Source organism: Pantoea conspicua (genome assembly GCF_002095315.1).
Lineage (GTDB): Bacteria > Pseudomonadota > Gammaproteobacteria > Enterobacterales > Enterobacteriaceae > Pantoea > Pantoea conspicua.
The window spans coordinates 1-14,180 of the sequence record NZ_MLFN01000031.1 but is presented as its reverse complement, the minus strand read 5'-3'; the positions used below and the strand labels follow the sequence as shown (position 1 = coordinate 14,180).

The window sequence follows — 14,180 nt, the reverse complement described above, 5'->3', positions numbered from 1 at the left end:
GCGGATTAATTTAATGGCAATTTCAATTAAAACCCCTGAAGAAATCGAAAAAATGCGCGTTGCTGGCCGTCTGGCTGCCGAGGTGCTGGAGATGATCGAGCCCCATGTTCAACCGGGTGTCACCACCGGTGAACTGGACCGCATCTGCCACGACTACATCACGCAGCACCAGCAGGCGGTTTCTGCCTGTCTGGGCTACCACGGCTTTCCGAAATCGGTCTGCATTTCGGTCAATGAAGTGGTCTGTCACGGTATCCCCAGTGATGACCGCCAGTTAAAAGATGGCGACATCATCAATATTGATGTCACCGTGATTAAAGATGCGTACCACGGCGACACCTCTAAGATGTTTATCGTCGGCAAGCCAACCATTCAGGGCGAGCGTCTGTGCCGCGTCACTCAGGAGAGTCTCTATCTTTCGTTGCGTCTGATTAAGCCAGGCATCCGTCTGCGTGAGCTGGGCCGCGCGATTCAGAAATATGTTGAGGCAAATGACTTCTCGGTAGTGCGTGAGTATTGCGGTCACGGCATCGGCAAGGGCTTCCATGAAGAACCACAGGTGCTGCATTACGATGCGGACGATGGCGGCGTGGTGCTGCAGGCGGGCATGACCTTTACCGTAGAACCGATGGTCAATGCGGGCGATTACCGCATCCGCACCATGAAAGATGGCTGGACGGTAAAAACCAAAGATCGCAGCTTGTCCGCGCAGTATGAGCATACTATTGTGGTGACGGAAAACGGTTGTGAGATCTTAACCCTGCGCAAAGATGACACCCTGCCTGCGGTGCTGGTTGCTGAAGGGTAATTCCCCTATTACAGAATCAAGCCGGCACTATGCCGGCTTTTTTTTGGCTGAAGAAGAGAAGAGCTGCATGAGCGTGAGCCTGTCGGAAGAGGTACAAAACGGTCTGGTCGATTCCCCGGCCGAATGGGATGACGATCAGCTCACCCGCGACATCCTGAAACAGCGGCTGGAGCAGTTTCATCTGTATCTGTCCGCCGCGTTCGACGCCGGTGAACCGGTCGAGCCGCTGATTGATGCCCGCACGCTGTTTATCGATCGCCTGCTGCGTCGCCTGTGGCGCTTCTTTGGCTTTGATCCGATGAGCGATATCGCCCTGGTGGCCGTCGGCGGTTATGGCCGTGCCGAACTGCATCCGCTGTCAGACATCGACGTGCTGATCCTCAGCCGTCAGCCGCTGGATGACCAGGCGGCACAGCGCACCAGCGCGTTGCTGACCCTGATGTGGGATCTGAAGCTGGAAGTCGGCCACAGCGTGCGCACCCTGGAAGAGTGTCTGCTGGAAGGCTTATCGGATCTGACCGTGGCTACCAACCTGATTGAATCACGGATGCTGACCGGTGACGTGGCGCTGTTCCTTGAGCTGCAGAAAAATGTCTTCAGCGACGGGTTCTGGCCCTCGTCATCCTTTTTCGCCGCCAAAATCGAAGAACAGCAGGAGCGCCACAAGCGCTATCACGGCACCAGCTATAACCTTGAACCAGACATTAAAAGCAGTCCTGGTGGCCTGCGCGATATCCACACCCTGCAATGGGTGGCGCGCCGCCATTTTGGTGCCACCACGCTGGATGAGATGGTCGGCTTCGGTTTCCTCACCGAAGTGGAGCGCAGCGAACTGAACGAGTGCCAGGCGTTTCTCTGGCGCATCCGCTTCGCCCTGCACCTCTCCCTGCCCCGCTACGACAACCGACTGCTGTTCGATCGCCAGCTCAGCGTGGCGCAACGCCTGAACTATCAGGGCGAAGGCAACGAGCCGGTTGAGCGGATGATGAAAGATTTTTACCGGGTGACGCGCCGGATCGGCGAACTGAACCAGATGCTGCTGCAGCTGTTCGATGAAGCGATACTGGCGCTGCCGACCAGCGAAAAGCCCTGCCCGATTGACGATGACTTTCAGCTGCGCGGCAACCTGATTGATCTGCGCGATGCCACCCTGTTCAGGCGCGAACCGCAGGCGATTCTGCGCATGTTCTACGTCATGGTGCGCAACGACGCCATTAAAGGCATCTACTCCACCACTCTGCGTCATTTGCGCCATGCGCGCCGCCATCTGAAACAGCCACTGTGCCAGATCCCGGAGGCGCGTCGCATCTTTATGTCTATTCTGCGTCACCCTGGTGCCGTCAGCCGGGCGCTGGTGCCAATGCATCGTCACAGTGTGTTATGGGCTTATACGCCGCTGTGGGGTCATATTGTCGGCCAGATGCAGTTCGACCTGTTCCACGCCTATACCGTTGATGAGCACACCATTCGCGTGCTGCAGAAGCTGGAAAGTTTCGCCAGCGAAACCACCCGACCGCAACATCCGCTGTGCGTTGAGCTCTGGCCGCGTCTGCCACAGCAGGAGCTGTTGCTGATGGCTGCGCTGCTGCATGACATCGCCAAAGGGCGCGGCGGCGATCACTCGATTCTCGGCGCCCAGGATGCGCTCGACTTCGCTGAAATGCACGGCCTGAACTCGCGTGAAACCCAGCTGGTCGCCTGGCTGGTGCGTCATCATCTGCTGATGTCGGTCACCGCGCAGCGCCGCGATATTCAGGACCCGACGGTGATTCAGCAGTTCGCCGAGGTCATGCAGAATGAAAACCGGCTACGCTATCTGGTCTGCCTGACTGTGGCGGATATCTGTGCCACCAACGAAAGCCTGTGGAACAGCTGGAAGCAGAGCCTGTTGCGCGAACTGTTTTTCGCCACCGAGAAACAGCTGCGGCGCGGCATGGAGAACAGCCCGGACCTGCGCGAACGGGTACGCCACCATCGTCTGCAGGCGCTGGCGCTGCTGCGGATGGACAATATCGATGAAGAGCGGTTGCACCAAATCTGGAACCGCTGCCGCGCCGACTACTTCCTGCGGCATACGCCGAATCAGATCGCCTGGCATGCCCGGCATCTGATGGGTCATGATCTGACAAAACCACTGGTGCTGGTCAGCCCGCAGGCCACGCGCGGCGGCACCGAAATCTTTATCTGGAGTCCGGATCGGCCACACCTGTTTGCCGCAGTAGCGGGCGAACTGGATCGCCGCAACCTCAGCGTGCACGATGCGCAAATCTTTACCAGCCGCGACGGCATGGCGATGGATACCTTTATTGTGCTGGAGCCCGATGGCAGCCCGCTGTCGCCGGACCGCCATCCGATGATTATTCAGGCGCTGGAACAGGCGATTACCCAGTCAGACTGGGTGCCGCCGCGAACCCGTCGTCCGTCAGCCAGGCTGAAGCACTTCAGCGTGGATACCGAAGTCAATTTTCTGCCAACCCACACCGACCGCCGTAGCTACCTGGAACTGGTGGCGCTCGATCAGCCCGGCCTGCTGGCGCGGGTCGGTGAAGTGTTTGCCGATCTTGGCGTCTCGCTGCACGGCGCGCGCATCAGCACCATCGGTGAGCGGGTCGAGGATTTGTTTATTCTCGCCAACAGTGAGCGCCAGGCGCTGAATGAGGAAATGCGCAAAGCGTTGCAACAACGGTTGACAGAAGCCCTTAATCCAAACGATAAAGTGTGACCAAAGTCGATTTGTGAACCTTAAACTTTTTACTGGTGTCGGGGAATTGCCCGGCGCTGCACATGACAGATCAGGAAAAAATATGCAACAGTTACAGAGCGTTATTGAATCCGCCTTCGAACGTCGTGCTGATATCACCCCAGCCAGCGTCGACAACGAAACCCGTGATGCCATCACCCAGGTGATCTCTCTGCTGGACAGCGGTGCACTGCGCGTTTCCGAAAAGATCGACGGCGAGTGGGTAACGCATCAGTGGCTGAAGAAAGCGGTGCTGCTCTCTTTCCGCATCAACGACAACCAGGTGATGGAAGGCGCTGAAACCCGTTTCTACGACAAAGTGCCGATGAAATTTGCGGGCTGGGATGAAGCGCGTTTTAAAGAAGCGGGTTTCCGCGTGGTGCCGCCCGCGGCGGTGCGTCAGGGTGCCTACATCGCCCGCAATACCGTGCTGATGCCTTCTTACGTCAACATTGGCGCGTTTGTGGATGAAGGCACCATGGTAGATACCTGGGCCACCGTCGGCTCCTGTGCGCAGATCGGTAAAAACGTTCATCTCTCTGGCGGCGTGGGTATCGGTGGCGTGCTGGAACCGCTGCAGGCAAACCCGACCATTATCGAAGACAACTGCTTCATTGGCGCACGCTCTGAAATCGTTGAAGGCGTGATTGTTGAAGAAGGTTCAGTCATCTCAATGGGCGTTTACATCGGTCAGAGCACCAAAATCTATGATCGCGAGACCGGTGAAGTGCATTACGGCCGCGTTCCTGCGGGCTCCGTGGTGGTCTCGGGTAACCTGCCGTCTAAAGATGGTAGCTATAGCCTCTACTGTGCCGTGATCGTGAAGAAGGTAGATGCAAAAACGCTCGGTAAAACAGGTATCAACGAGCTGCTGCGCACCATCGACTGATTTATGTGACGGGCTGGAACCGGCCCGTCATCTTTTCTTTACACTTCCCCGACAATATCCTGTTTTGCGCCGCGAATTAACTGGTGCGTTTAGTTTTTATTCAGGTCATAATCCGCGCCAGTTAAATCCCGTCGCGCAATGTTCATCCAGCTTATTTATGTCTACAGTTGTTTAACCTCATGAACACGACTGCGCGCTTCTCACTTTTTGATGGAAAAAACGCTATGTATGACAATCTGAAAAGCTTAGGTATCAGTAACCCGGACGATATTGATCGCTACAGCCTGCGTCAGGAAGCCAATAACGATATTCTTAAAATCTACTTCCGCAAAGACAAAGGAGAGTTTTTCGCCAAAAGCGTAAAATTCAAATATCCGCGTCAGCGCAAAACCGTGGTCGCCGATCACGCCACGCAGGGCTACAAAGAAGTGCAGGAAATCAGTCCGAATCTGCGCTACGTGATTGATGAGCTGGACCAGATTTGCCAGCGCGACCAGGTTGAAGTGGACCTGAAACGTAAAATCCTTGATGACCTGCGTCATCTGGAAAGCGTGGTGTCCCACAAGATTACCGAAATCGAATCTGATCTGGAAAAGCTGACCCGCAACAGTCGTTAATTTTCTGCCAGAGCAGAGATGAAAAAAGGCCAGCACTGCTGGCCTTTGTTTTTTTGCAGCGCCTCTTCTCTCAGCCCTGCTCATCCAGCTGCAGTGCCACGTAGAGCAGCAGCCGATCGTCAAAATGGCCGAGATTCAGCCCGGTTAACTCCGAAATCCGGTTCAGTCGATACTCCAGCGTATTGCGGTGGATAAACAGCGCACGCGCAGTGGCACTCGGCTGCACATTATGCGTAAACCAGGCAATCAGCGTCCGCCGCAGCAAACCGTTGTTATCCATGCTCTTGAGCTTCGCCAGTGGCCGCGCCAGTTCATTGGCCTGCCAGCCGCCGCGCAGGCTGTCGAGCAGCACCGGCAGCACCAGATCCTGATAAAAATAGCTGCGCACGTCCGGCATCCGCTGTTTACCGACCATCATGGTGGTGCGGGCAGTCCGGTAAGAACGCGCAATACTGCCTGGGCCGGTGAAGAAGTTCCCGAGCGCAATCCGCATCCGCAGGTGTCCACTCTCTTTCATCCGCTGTAACAGCTGTTCTACCCGTCGGCGGTGATCCTCCTGATCGTAACGTCCATGCCCATTCAGGGCCGGTTTCAGCACCACCATTTCGGTTAGCGAAACAATGGCGATCAGATTGTCACGCTCTGGCGTGGTCAGCAGCGTTTGAAGCTGCTGCAATTCTGACATCGCGCTATCTACGCCGAGCTGGCCGCTATCGACCTCAACCACGGCAACCACCCGCGGCTGGTTAAGATCGATGCCGAGCCGCTGCGCCCATTCGGTCAGCTGGGGCGACAGGGTATCGCTGCGGATCAGGTTCAGCACCAGCTCTTCACGCAGGCGGCTGTCCTGCGCCAGCATATGCAGTAACCGCGCCTGCTCCAGCATCATCTCTGCCGTCATACAGACCAGTTCACCATAATGGCGCAGCGCCAGCGGCTCACCGGTCAGACCGATCACGCCGACAATATCGCCATCAATCCGCAACGGCAGGTTAATACCGGGCCGTACCCCGTGCAGATGTTTCGCCACCGCTTCATCAATATCAACCACCCGTCCCTGAGAGAGCACCAGCAGCGCGCCTTCGTGCAATTCCCCAATCCGCTCACGATCGCCGCTGCCGATAATCCGGCCACGCGCGTCCATCACGTTGACATTGCTGTCAATAATTTTCATGGTGCGCGCCACGATATCCTGCGCCAGCCGGGCATCAAGATGATAGGTAGCCATCCATTACTCCAGAAAAAGAGGGGGAGAAATAGAATACGCATGGAAGGCGGCCAGAACATTGTGCAATTGCACAGAGCCAGCCGGGCATTTAGCGAATTTGCGGTCAGCATCACATTCTGCCCGGTTCCGGATAAGGAAATAAAAAAAGGCGGACCGAAGTCCGCCTGATAGCCTTGCCTTATCACTTACTGCATCAGCAGATAGATGCTGCTGTCGCCGCGCTTGACGTTCAGCGCCAGTACCGACGGTTTAGAATCAAGGATCTTACGCAGTTCGCCCAGGTTGGTCACCGGTTGCTGGTTCACCCCCTGAATCACATCGCCCTTCTTCAGGCCGATACGGGCGGCAGCGCTGCCCGCTTTGACGTTATCCACACGAACGCCTTTATCGCCGACTTCGCTGTTGCTGAGGTCCGCACCTTCAATACCGGTGTAGATAGTGGCGGATTGCACTTTCGCCTGGCTGCTCTGCTGCAACTGAACCGAAACATCCACTGGCTTACCGTCGCGCAGCAGGCCCAGCTTCAGGGTGGTACCGATAGGCAGCGACCCCACTTCAGCGCGCAGCGCCGCAAAGCTGGTCAGCGGTTTGCCGTTCATTGACACCACCACATCGCCCGCTTTGATACCGGCTTTCGCCGCCGCTGAACCTGGCAACACCTGGCTGACAAAAGCACCGCGCTGCGCATCGACTTTCATCGCTTTCGCCAGCTCAGAGTTCAGCTCGGTGCCCATCACGCCCAGTTCACCGCGCTTAACCTGACCAAATTCCACCATCTGCGCAGTCAGGTTTTTCACCATATTACTCGGGATAGCAAAGCCGATACCGATGTTGCCGCCATCCGGTGCCAGAATCGCGGTATTGATACCGATCAGCTCACCGTTAAGGTTAACCAGCGCGCCGCCGGAGTTACCCCGGTTAATCGCCGCATCGGTCTGGATAAAGTTCTCGTAATTTTCCACGTTCAGGCCGCTGCGGCCCAGCGCGGAGACGATGCCCGACGTCACGGTTTCACCCAGTCCATACGGGTTACCGATCGCCACGGTGTAGTCACCCACCCGCAGATTGTCAGAGTCGGCCATTTTCACCGCTGTAAGGTTTTTCGCATCCTGCAACTGAATCAGGCAATATCAGAGCTCGGATCTTTGCCGATCACTTTAGCGTCATAGCGACGGCCATCACTCAGCTGAACCTGAATTTTAGTGGCGTTATTCACCACATGGTTGTTGGTAACCACATAGCCTTTTTCAGCGTTGATCACCACACCCGATCCCAGCGCACGGAATTTCTCCTGCTGCGTATTCGGGCCAGGCGCGCCGCCTTCCGCACCGTCGCCGCTCTGGCACATCGGTGAACTCTGGAACGGTGAACCATCCTGGCAGAAAGGCGAATTATCGCCAAAGAATTGCTGGAACTGCTGCGGCATACGCGGCGTTTTCACCGTGGTGGTGCCTTCCACGCTAATACTGACCACTGAAGGCATCACCTTCTCCAGCATCGGTGCCAGACTTGGCAGTTGCTGACTATCAGAAGAGGCGGTTTGCGCAGCAGAAACGGTTACGGGCGCCAGTGCCATACTCAGGCTCAGGGCCAGCGCACTTAACATTAAGCTCTTTTTTTTCATTTTTTGGTTTCTCTTGAGGATAACTGTCCAGACCATTGCTGTGGTCGATGAGTGAGATAATTGTTTTAGCGCGAAGTTCCTTTTAAAGTTTCAACCAAAGGTAAAAATTTATTCGCGTCCTTTACAATTGGCGATTATTCGACGGCCATTAACCGCCGGTACTCATCCCAGGCGTAGAGATCGGTCATCCCGCTAATATAATCCTGAATCAGGCGAAAACGATAATAACGTTCCCACAACAGTCGCTCATATTTATGCTCTACCACCAGCGTACGCATTTTATGCAGATAGGCTTTACGATGTTTGCCGGAAAGTTTATGGAACAGCCGGGTCTCTATCGGATGCTTCCGCAAAAAGTCCTCATTTATCAGGGTAGTAAAGGCTTCATAATTGAGGCGCATCAGCGGTTGATAAATTTCCAGCAATCCCTTAATCACCCGATAGCCCTGTAATTCCAGCTGTTCCACTTCGGAATGATTAAATACCTGCTGGCGCGCAACCGTTTTGAATAACTGCAGCAGACGGCCCTCTTCGCCATCATCTTCCAGCAGCGCATGATTGAAGTGACCGTCGAATATCGCGGGCAGATTATCAACAAATCGCTTCACTGCATAGGCCACTAACACACTCTGAACATTTACGCGTAATGACATAAAAAATTGATCGCTGCGGCTACGACGTTTTTTACTGCAGGCTTCACGCCAGGCTTCGCCGATAGTGCGGCTGAATGCGTCATTATTTTTAACAGGACCCCAGGCTTTATTTAGAAATTCATACAAACTTTCAACATTAAATATATCTTTTTCTACAGCGTCGTCCAAATCGGCAATACAATAGGAGATGTCATCGGCCGCTTCCATTATATAGGTCAGCGGAAAGCGGTGATGTTCTGCCATATTGGTTGCGGCGCGCAGATCACTTATATAGTCCTGCTCAGAAAGATAAAAGCCCGGTTTCTTCATTAATGCGCTGAATTCGGCAGGCTTCTCGCCCTGCCACCAGGCTGGCGCGGTATATTTGAGAATACAGGCCACCTGCGAATAGCTGAGATTGAGTTGCAACAGGGTGTGGACCATCCGTATCGCCTGTGCATTGCCTTCGAAATGACATAAGTCCTGACGGATCATGGCGTTTAACTGGTCGAATGCGCGTCGTTGCGTCTCGCCTTCCACGCCCGCCACCAGCGGATCGACCAGCTCAGCGGGAAGATTATCCTCAAACCAGTCGTTGATCGCCGCCTCACCGAAATGACCAAACGGCGGATTACCGACGTCATGCAGCAGGCACGCCATCTCGATCAGGCTTTCAAATGCGCCTTCCAGCTCGTCCAGCCCATACTGCGCCAGCCCGCCCTGCATTTTCAGGGTCTGCAGGATCTCCTTGGTGATGTAACGACCGGTCTGCTGCACTTCCAGCGAGTGGGTCAGCCGTGAGCGCACCGCGGCGTTACGCTCAAGCGGAAAGACCTGAGTTTTCTGCTGCAAGCGGCGGATGGCAGCGGAATTAATGATCCGTCCGCGGTCGCTCTCAAAATGGCGGGTAATGTAATATTCCCCCTCCGGATCTTTTCGACTGGTATAAGGGCGTGAGAAGCTGATCTTCTTCCTGAAATTGATCGCTGACATTGATTACCCCTTATTTTTTCGTGAATTAATCCCCTGTTAGCCATGCTAGACTATGCCCTAAATTTCGACCTTTTACATTAGCGGGACTCACTATGAAAGCAGGCATTATTGGTGCGATGGAGCAGGAAGTTACCCTGCTGCGCGACAAAATCGAAAACCGTCAAACTTTATCGCTGGCTGGCTGTGAAATTTATACCGGCACCCTGAACGGCGTTGAGGTTGCACTGCTGAAATCGGGCATTGGTAAAACCTCCGCCGCGCTGGGTACCACCCTGCTGCTGCAGCTGTGTAAGCCAGACGTGGTGATCAATACCGGTTCTGCCGGTGGCTTAGCCTCTTCGCTGAGCGTGGGCGATATTGTGGTATCAGAAGAAGTGCGTTATCACGATGCTGATGTCACCGCCTTTGGTTATGAACCCGGCCAGATGGCCGGCTGCCCGGCAGCCTTTGTCGCTGACAGTGATCTGATTGCGGCCGCTGAAGCCTGCATTCAGCAACGCGATCTCAATGCGGTACGTGGCCTGGTGGTCAGCGGTGACGCCTTTATCAACGGTGCCGGCCCGCTGGAACGCATTCGTCAGCAGTTCCCGCAGGCGATCGCCGTAGAAATGGAAGCCGCGGCCATCGGTCATGTCTGTCACCAGTTCCAGGTGCCTTTTGTGGTGGTTCGCGCCATCTCTGACGTGGCTGACCAGGCTTCGCATCTGAGCTTTGATGAATTCCTCAGCGTTGCGGCTAAGCAGTCGTCGCTGATGGTGGAGAACCTGCTGGCGCGCCTGGCGCGTGGCTAAATCGCTACTGCTCTGCTGGCTGCTGCTAATCAGCGGCAGCCTGCTGGCTTCCCCTCCGCGTGTTATCACTCTCGCTCCCCATCTGACTGAACTCGCCTTCGCCGCCGGGATTACCCCCATTGCGGTCAGCGCCTGGTCTGACTATCCACCCCAGGCGAAACCGATTGAACAGGTTGCCAACTGGCAGGGAATTAACCTCGAACGTATTCTGCAACTGAAGCCGGATCTGATTTTAGCCTGGCGTGGCGGCAACCCGCAGCGACAAATCGACCAGCTGCAGCAGCTCGGGTTGAAAATAGAATGGATCGATCCGGTTACGCTGGATCAGCTGATTGCGACGCTGGAAAAGCTGGCGCAGTGGAGCCCGCATCCTGAACAGGCAGTGAAAGCCGCGCAGCAACTGCGACAGCAGGAGGGCGGGCTGCGTCAGCGCTACGCTCACCTGCCGGTGGTGCCGCTGTTTTTACAGTTTGGTCAGCAGCCGCTGTTTACCGCCGCCAAATCGACCTTACAGAACGAGATTATTGAACTCTGCAGTGGCCGGAATATCTTTGCTGACAGCCGTGTCAGCTGGCCGCAGGTCAGCCGCGAACAGGTGCTGATGCGGCATCCGCAGGCGATTGTGATCGGTGGTACTGCCCGCCAGGCTGAGAACGTCCGGACGTTCTGGCAGCCGCAGCTCAGTGTACCGGTGATCGCGATTAATGATGACTGGCTCAGCCGCCCTGGCCCGCGCCTGTTGCTGGCGGCACAACAGCTGTGTGTCGCCCTGCATCCTGCACAATAATTCGACCAATCGGTTAAAGAAACAGCCTTTTTTGCCGTTAATCAAGATATGAGACGCGCGCGCCACGTATGCTCGCCGTCCTTTTTAGCGCTTAGCGCTTTTTGTACAACACCAGGAACTTTACATGACCAGAGCACTGCTACTGGCGATGGGGCTGCTGATCCCGGCGTACACGCTGGCGGAATCGGTGACCGGCTCTATTGGCGTCAGACTTGTGATCTTTTCACGCTGTGAAATTCAGCGTTCTGAAGCGCGGTCTGTGCCGCAGATCGACTGCGGCAGACAGGCGAGCGCGCAACCGCGGGTGACGCGCAGCGTCATACAGTCAGAGGGGAGTGAGAGACGAAACCATCAGCTGGTAACGATAGAGTGGTAAGCGAGGCCGTCAGGAAGACGGCCTGCATTATCAGATACTGAACGAAGAACCACAGCCGCAGGTGGTTTTGGCATTCGGGTTAGTGACGATAAAACGTGAGCCTTCCAGCCCTTCGGTGTAGTCCACCGAGCCGCCCACCAGATATTGCAGGCTCATCGGATCGACTACCAGCGAAACGCCCTGTTTCTCGATAGTCATATCGCCGTCGTTCATCTGGTCATCAAAAGTAAAACCATACTGGAAGCCGCTGCAACCTCCGCCGGTGATATAAACGCGTAATTTCAGCGCCGGGTTCTCTTCGTCGGCAATCAGGTTCTTCACCTTGGTGGCTGCTGCGTCGGTAAACTGCAACGGCAGTGCTGCTACATCATCACTCATGTTTTACTCCGCTAAACGTCCAGGTCAGAAAACGACCTTAATCCTGCTATTATCTGCCAGCACCTCTGCGCAATCAAGCTCTGCCCTTCGCACTCTGTGCCGCATTCACTATGGTTAAGTAGTGCGGCTGGTGAAACCGGCTTTCGTCTGCTGCGCCTCTTCCGTAGAATGGCGCGATATTTTTATGAACCGCTGGAGCCGAAAATGAGTAAGTCCGAACAACTGTTTGCCGAGGCACAACGCCTGATTCCGGGTGGCGTCAACTCGCCGGTGCGCGCATTTACCGGTGTGGGCGGCGTTCCGCTGTTTATTGAACACGCCAATGGTGCCTATCTGTATGACGCCGATGGCAAAGCCTATATCGATTATGTCGGATCATGGGGTCCGATGGTGCTGGGACACAACAACGCCGGGATCCGCAACGCGGTGATTGAAGCCGCTGAGCGTGGCCTGAGCTTTGGCGCACCAACCGAAATGGAAGTCACCATGGCACAGCTGGTGTGCGAACTGGTGCCGAGCATGGAGATGGTGCGCATGGTTAACTCCGGCACCGAAGCCACCATGAGCGCCATTCGCCTGGCGCGTGGCTTTACCGGCCGCGATAAAATCATCAAATTCGAAGGCTGCTATCACGGCCACGCCGATCATCTGCTGGTCAAAGCGGGATCGGGTGCATTAACCCTGGGTCAGCCTAATTCACCTGGCGTACCGGCCGATTTCGCGAAGCACACCCTGACCTGCACCTATAACGATCTGGATTCGGTCCGCGCCGCTTTTGAACAGTATCCCGCAGCGATCGCGGCGATCATCGTCGAGCCGGTCGCCGGCAACATGAACTGCATTCCGCCGCAGCCAGACTTCCTGCCCGGCCTGCGGGCGCTGTGTGATGAGTTCGGCGCGCTGTTAATCATTGATGAAGTGATGACTGGTTTCCGCGTGGCGCTGGGCGGCGCGCAGGAGTATTACAACGTCCGTCCTGATCTGACCTGCCTTGGAAAGATTATCGGTGGCGGTATGCCGGTTGGCGCGTTTGGCGGCCGTCGTGAGGTGATGGCGGCGCTGGCCCCGACCGGTCCGGTCTATCAGGCGGGCACACTGTCGGGCAACCCGATCGCGATGGCAGCTGGTTACGCCTGTCTGACCCAGATTGCGCAGCCGGGCACCCATCAGACGCTGGATGCACTGACCCGCAAGCTGGCGACCGGCCTGCGTGACGCGGCGCAGCAGCAAAACATTCCGCTGGTGGTTAACCACGTCGGCGGCATGTTTGGCCTGTTCTTCACCGATGCTGACAGCGTGACCTGTTACGCCGACGTGACCCGCTGTGATGTTGAGCGTTTCAAAACCTTCTTCCATCTGATGCTGGATGAAGGCGTCTACTTTGCGCCGTCAGCTTTTGAGGCGGGCTTTATGTCGCTGGCACACAGTGAGGAAGATATTCAGCGTACCATCGACGCCGCGCGTCGCTGCTTCGCGAAACTGTAACAGCCAGTAATAGCAATCGCAGACCGGCAAACGCCGGTCTTTTTTTAGCCTGAACGCCGCAGCAGCCAGATAAAGTAGGGTGCGCCTAAAAAAGTTGCCATCAGCCCGGCAGGGATTTGATCCGGAAACGCCAGCATCCGCCCACACCAGTCCGCCAGCACCATCAATCCCGCCCCAAGCAAGCCTGACAGCAGCAGCTGCGGTAACGCTCGACGGAAGCCCAGCATCCGGGCCATATGCGGGGCCATCAATCCGACAAAGCTCAGCGGTCCGATAGTCAATGTGGCGCTGGCAGTCAGCGCAGCCGCCAGCATCAACAGGCTGAACCGGGCCGGGGTTAATGCCATGCCAGCCGAACGTGCCGTGGCGCTACCGAGCGGCAGCAGCGTCAGCCAGCGGCTGGCCAGCGGGGCCAGCGCCACCAGCAGCAGCGCGCAGAGCGCGCCCTGTATCGCCTGACTGCTGCTGATGTTATAGGTGGAGCCGGAAATCCAGCTCAGCAGGCCGCCCATGCGCGGATCGCCACTGGCCAGCAGCAACATCAGCAGCGTGACAAAGGCGCTGTTAAGCGCCATCCCCGCCAGCAGCATCCGCTCCGGTGAAAAACCGCCTCGGCTGGCGACCAGCATAATCACCATCAGGGTCAGTGCCGCGCCGATCGCGCCAGCGGGCAGCAGCCACATCAGCGCATCGCCCGGCACGAAGAACATCATCAGCACCACACCACAGGCAGCGCCGGAACTGATACCGAGCACTTCCGGGCTGGCCATCGGATTACCGGTCAGACGCTGGATCAGACTGCCCGCCACGCCGAGCATCAGTCCGGTCACCA

At 56.3% G+C, this 14,180-nt stretch carries 12 protein-coding genes and 1 pseudogene; 8 read left to right on the top strand and 5 right to left on the bottom strand.

Going from position 1 to position 14,180, the window contains the following annotated elements:
* The first annotated feature begins 13 nt into the window (after positions 1 to 13).
* The 4 genes from map to HA41_RS11930 all read left to right on the top strand — a co-directional run bounded on the left by map (position 14) and on the right by HA41_RS11930 (position 5,054).
* On the top strand, positions 14 to 808 hold the full coding sequence (map, locus tag HA41_RS11945) for a type I methionyl aminopeptidase (protein WP_094120978.1): 795 nt from the start codon (positions 14 to 16) through the stop codon (positions 806 to 808).
* A gap of 67 nt (positions 809 to 875) precedes the next feature.
* Positions 876 to 3,530, top strand: a complete 2,655-nt coding sequence (gene glnD, locus HA41_RS11940; RefSeq protein ID WP_094120977.1) for a bifunctional uridylyltransferase/uridylyl-removing protein GlnD — start codon at positions 876 to 878, stop codon at positions 3,528 to 3,530.
* Between the two features lie 82 nt (positions 3,531 to 3,612).
* Positions 3,613 to 4,437: a 2,3,4,5-tetrahydropyridine-2,6-dicarboxylate N-succinyltransferase gene (gene dapD, locus HA41_RS11935; protein WP_094120976.1), complete on the top strand. Its 825-nt coding sequence runs from the start codon at positions 3,613 to 3,615 to the stop codon at positions 4,435 to 4,437.
* Between the two features lie 224 nt (positions 4,438 to 4,661).
* Positions 4,662 to 5,054, top strand: coding sequence for a DUF3461 family protein (locus tag HA41_RS11930; protein ID WP_008925632.1), 393 nt, complete (start codon positions 4,662 to 4,664; stop codon positions 5,052 to 5,054).
* Positions 5,055 to 5,124: 70 nt separating this feature from the next.
* Here the strand turns inward: HA41_RS11930 and HA41_RS11925 are convergent, their stop codons facing one another.
* The 3 genes and pseudogenes from HA41_RS11925 to dgt form a co-directional block, all read right to left on the bottom strand.
* Complete coding sequence (locus HA41_RS11925) at positions 5,125 to 6,282, bottom strand: CdaR family transcriptional regulator (protein ID WP_094120975.1); 1,158 nt, start codon at positions 6,280 to 6,282, stop codon at positions 5,125 to 5,127.
* A gap of 185 nt (positions 6,283 to 6,467) precedes the next feature.
* Positions 6,468 to 7,906, bottom strand: a pseudogene (gene degP / locus HA41_RS11920) (serine endoprotease DegP).
* A 134-nt stretch (positions 7,907 to 8,040) separates the two neighbouring features.
* A complete protein-coding gene (gene dgt, locus HA41_RS11915; protein ID WP_094120974.1) occupies positions 8,041 to 9,531 on the bottom strand; it encodes a dGTPase in 1,491 nt (496 codons plus the stop codon).
* Between the two features lie 92 nt (positions 9,532 to 9,623).
* Here dgt and mtnN point away from each other — a divergent pair, with 92 nt between their 5' ends.
* The 3 genes from mtnN (at position 9,624) to HA41_RS11900 (ending at position 11,485) form a co-directional block, all read left to right on the top strand.
* Entirely contained in the window at positions 9,624 to 10,322 is a 699-nt protein-coding gene (mtnN, locus tag HA41_RS11910) for a 5'-methylthioadenosine/S-adenosylhomocysteine nucleosidase (protein WP_094120973.1), read from the top strand.
* Positions 10,315 to 11,109, top strand: a complete 795-nt coding sequence (gene btuF / locus HA41_RS11905; protein WP_094120972.1) for a vitamin B12 ABC transporter substrate-binding protein BtuF — start codon at positions 10,315 to 10,317, stop codon at positions 11,107 to 11,109. The genes mtnN and btuF overlap by 8 nt, the downstream gene beginning before the upstream one ends.
* A gap of 124 nt (positions 11,110 to 11,233) precedes the next feature.
* A complete protein-coding gene (locus tag HA41_RS11900; RefSeq protein ID WP_094120971.1) occupies positions 11,234 to 11,485 on the top strand; it encodes a hypothetical protein in 252 nt (83 codons plus the stop codon).
* Positions 11,486 to 11,515: 30 nt separating this feature from the next.
* Here HA41_RS11900 and erpA read toward each other — a convergent pair whose 3' ends face one another.
* A complete protein-coding gene (gene erpA, locus HA41_RS11895; RefSeq protein WP_031375266.1) occupies positions 11,516 to 11,863 on the bottom strand; it encodes an iron-sulfur cluster insertion protein ErpA in 348 nt (115 codons plus the stop codon).
* A gap of 204 nt (positions 11,864 to 12,067) precedes the next feature.
* Here erpA and hemL point away from each other — a divergent pair, with 204 nt between their 5' ends.
* Positions 12,068 to 13,348, top strand: coding sequence for a glutamate-1-semialdehyde 2,1-aminomutase (hemL, locus tag HA41_RS11890; protein WP_094120998.1), 1,281 nt, complete (start codon positions 12,068 to 12,070; stop codon positions 13,346 to 13,348).
* Positions 13,349 to 13,392: 44 nt separating this feature from the next.
* Here hemL and HA41_RS11885 read toward each other — a convergent pair.
* A partial coding sequence (locus tag HA41_RS11885; protein WP_143807324.1) for an iron chelate uptake ABC transporter family permease subunit occupies positions 13,393 to 14,180 on the bottom strand: 788 nt, incomplete at its 5' end.

Excerpts from the sequence above, each read along its gene's own strand:
- HA41_RS11930 (WP_008925632.1), top strand. The coding sequence starts at position 4,662 with ATGTATGACAATCTGAAAAGCTTAGGTATCAGTAACCCGGACGATATT.
- erpA (WP_031375266.1), bottom strand. The coding sequence starts at position 11,863 with ATGAGTGATGATGTAGCAGCACTGCCGTTGCAGTTTACCGACGCAGCA.
- map (WP_094120978.1), top strand. The coding sequence starts at position 14 with ATGGCAATTTCAATTAAAACCCCTGAAGAAATCGAAAAAATGCGCGTT.
- mtnN (WP_094120973.1), top strand. The coding sequence starts at position 9,624 with ATGAAAGCAGGCATTATTGGTGCGATGGAGCAGGAAGTTACCCTGCTG.
- dgt (WP_094120974.1), bottom strand. The coding sequence starts at position 9,531 with ATGTCAGCGATCAATTTCAGGAAGAAGATCAGCTTCTCACGCCCTTAT.
- dapD (WP_094120976.1), top strand. The coding sequence starts at position 3,613 with ATGCAACAGTTACAGAGCGTTATTGAATCCGCCTTCGAACGTCGTGCT.
- hemL (WP_094120998.1), top strand. The coding sequence starts at position 12,068 with ATGAGTAAGTCCGAACAACTGTTTGCCGAGGCACAACGCCTGATTCCG.
- HA41_RS11900 (WP_094120971.1), top strand. The coding sequence starts at position 11,234 with ATGACCAGAGCACTGCTACTGGCGATGGGGCTGCTGATCCCGGCGTAC.
- glnD (WP_094120977.1), top strand. The coding sequence starts at position 876 with ATGAGCGTGAGCCTGTCGGAAGAGGTACAAAACGGTCTGGTCGATTCC.
- HA41_RS11925 (WP_094120975.1), bottom strand. The coding sequence starts at position 6,282 with ATGGCTACCTATCATCTTGATGCCCGGCTGGCGCAGGATATCGTGGCG.